Origin of the sequence: Bartonella sp. ML70XJBT.G, from assembly GCF_028618575.1 — a bacterium.
Classification (GTDB): domain Bacteria; phylum Pseudomonadota; class Alphaproteobacteria; order Rhizobiales; family Rhizobiaceae; genus Bartonella.
On the sequence record NZ_JAQITA010000070.1, the window covers coordinates 1 to 1950 of the forward strand.

General features: G+C 40.7%; 6 protein-coding genes. 2 read left to right on the forward strand and 4 right to left on the reverse strand.

Annotation, left to right across the window (positions count from 1 at the left end):
* The 4 genes from PVV64_RS10255 to PVV64_RS10270 form a co-directional block, all read right to left on the reverse strand.
* On the reverse strand, nucleotides 1-212 hold a 212-nt coding region (locus PVV64_RS10255), incomplete at its 3' end, for a hypothetical protein (protein ID WP_273760884.1).
* Entirely contained in the window at nucleotides 193-411 is a 219-nt protein-coding gene (locus tag PVV64_RS10260; protein ID WP_273760885.1) for a hypothetical protein, read from the reverse strand. The genes PVV64_RS10255 and PVV64_RS10260, both read right to left, overlap by 20 nt.
* On the reverse strand, nucleotides 344-571 hold the full coding sequence (locus PVV64_RS10265; RefSeq protein ID WP_273760886.1) for a hypothetical protein: 228 nt from the start codon (nucleotides 569-571) through the stop codon (nucleotides 344-346). The genes PVV64_RS10260 and PVV64_RS10265 overlap by 68 nt, the downstream gene beginning before the upstream one ends.
* Nucleotides 568-1230: a lysozyme gene (locus PVV64_RS10270; protein WP_273760887.1), complete on the reverse strand. Its 663-nt coding sequence runs from the start codon at nucleotides 1228-1230 to the stop codon at nucleotides 568-570. Before PVV64_RS10270 ends, PVV64_RS10265 begins: the two co-directional genes overlap by 4 nt.
* Before the next feature lie 141 nt (nucleotides 1231-1371).
* Here PVV64_RS10270 and PVV64_RS10275 point away from each other — a divergent pair, with 141 nt between their 5' ends.
* Together PVV64_RS10275 and PVV64_RS10280 are read left to right on the forward strand one after the other, a co-directional pair.
* Nucleotides 1372-1596 (forward strand): antitoxin MazE family protein, encoded by a 225-nt coding sequence (locus tag PVV64_RS10275; RefSeq protein ID WP_241439655.1) that lies wholly within the window; start codon nucleotides 1372-1374, stop codon nucleotides 1594-1596.
* A complete protein-coding gene (locus tag PVV64_RS10280) occupies nucleotides 1593-1919 on the forward strand; it encodes a type II toxin-antitoxin system PemK/MazF family toxin (RefSeq protein ID WP_273760888.1) in 327 nt (108 codons plus the stop codon). Before PVV64_RS10275 ends, PVV64_RS10280 begins: the two co-directional genes overlap by 4 nt.
* The last annotated feature ends 31 nt before the right edge of the window (nucleotides 1920-1950 follow it).

Consider the following 1950-nt stretch of genomic DNA (forward strand, 5'->3'; position numbering starts at 1 on the left):
TTTGAAAACCATTGTTTGAGATGTGCAATAACATTATCTATGGCGTCCATAAGGCGAGCAAAATCAAGGATCAGCAAAAAAAGAAAAAATGCTATCCACTTCATGAGACGCGACATCATCTTCACACTTTTATAGGCAATGATCATCTCTTGAAGCATGGCTTTTTCCGCTTCTGTGAGCTCTGTTTTTTTTTCAGTTTTTTTTCTGGCCATGTTTCCATCCACACAAGCGTTCTCCCTGTTTGTTATGCTTTAAGATCTCTTTTGCTAAGTTTGAACTGATGGCATCTAGATCTTTCTTGTCTAAATAAATTGGCAACCAGCCAACACAAGAAGAAGCATATTTATGGGTCACGCAACCAGTCAGAGAGAGCAGTGCGCACATCAGCATCAGTTTCTTTGTTAACTTCATTTTCCACCTCCAGCCGTGTTGTTGCTGCCTTTAAAGTTTTTTCTATCTGCTTTTGCTGTTCACTCTTTTTGCCAAGAGTGAAAGCTTTGGCTAAAGCCATAAAAAAAGCGGCTAGTGCCGCACCTGTGAGCATGAGATTTTTTTTCATCCAGAACATCATAGCCGGTGCTCCTGAAAACGTTTGGCAACAAGGAAAATCCCAACAGCTGCTGCTAAAACCATAATGGCAGCGAATGCCCATTGCACTGGACCATTGCCTGCCAACAAGCCGCCAAGGCCTGAAAAAGAACCAATGACTGGTGCAAGAGCTTCTGCTTTGAAAAGCCCTGTTGGTGCTTGCGTTTCTACGGTTTGATAGTTGGAGGAAACAAACGCCCCTTTTGCCCACAACCCTGCTTCTGCGACACGCCGGTGGACCAGACCTTGCAAGCGCTTACCACCCGCTTTGGTCCATTTCTGTAGTTCGGCGGGTATTGCTTCATATTCACCGTTATTAAGCTTTTTTAATAGGGTGGAATTGCAAAAAGCTGTTGTTCCTACATTATAGCAAAAGGAAACCAATGCTGCAAATTGTTCATTGGTTAAGGAAACTTGAACCGCTTGTTCAACGGTATTTTCAAATTGTCTTAAATCTTGGCGAAGCAATTCTTCTGCTTGTTTTTCGGTCATTGTCATGCCTTTGTGAACAAAAGGTTTGCCAGCACTGTTGGTATGTCCATAACCGATAGTCCATACCCCAATGGCGTCTTTATAAGCATTGAGGCGCAAACCTTCCCATTGTTTGATCAGTGCAAGTCCTTGTTGTGATATTTTTCGCATATGCTCCTCCATAAAAAAAGCCCCACACAAGGTGAGGCTGAGTGAAAATCGAAACTTGTAATTATCGCGTATTGTAAGAATCTCGTTTCATGTAACTTTTTTCTGTGTTATACGTTACATGAAACAAAAGGAGATTTTGTTATGGGTACAATGAACGTTAATGAACGGGTTCAAAAACATCGCAATGCACAAAGAAAAGCAGGTTTGCGCTTAATGCAAATTTGGGTTCCAGATACACGCCAGCCAAATTTTGCAGAAGAGTGCCACCGTCAAACCCGCTTAGTAGCAAAAATGGATAAAGCTGATACATCTCTACAGTTGTTTATGGATCAATCTTTAATGGATGTTGATGGATGGACAGAATGATGCGTGGTTCTCTGGTAACAATAGCGATACAAGGTGATTTTGGTAAACCAAGACCCGCATTGATCATTCAAGCTCATCAATTTAGTGAACATACAAGCGTGACGGTTTTACCAATTACAAGTACACTTATTGATGCTCCATTACTCCGCATTACGATTCAGCCAAACGACAAGAATGGTTTGCAGAAACCTTCGCAAGTCATGATTGATAAAATTATGACGGTAAGATGTGAAAAAATGAGTCCAGCTTTCGGTTTCATTCCTGTAGATAAAATGGTAGAAATTGAACGTTGTTTGGCTGTATTTTTAGGAATAGTAAAATAAAAATTGGATTTCTTTATCAGATAGTTTTATT

Excerpts from the sequence above, each read along its gene's own strand:
- PVV64_RS10270 (WP_273760887.1), bottom strand. The coding sequence starts at position 1,230 with ATGCGAAAAATATCACAACAAGGACTTGCACTGATCAAACAATGGGAA.
- PVV64_RS10275 (WP_241439655.1), top strand. The coding sequence starts at position 1,372 with ATGGGTACAATGAACGTTAATGAACGGGTTCAAAAACATCGCAATGCA.
- PVV64_RS10265 (WP_273760886.1), bottom strand. The coding sequence starts at position 571 with ATGATGTTCTGGATGAAAAAAAATCTCATGCTCACAGGTGCGGCACTA.
- PVV64_RS10260 (WP_273760885.1), bottom strand. The coding sequence starts at position 411 with ATGAAGTTAACAAAGAAACTGATGCTGATGTGCGCACTGCTCTCTCTG.
- PVV64_RS10280 (WP_273760888.1), top strand. The coding sequence starts at position 1,593 with ATGATGCGTGGTTCTCTGGTAACAATAGCGATACAAGGTGATTTTGGT.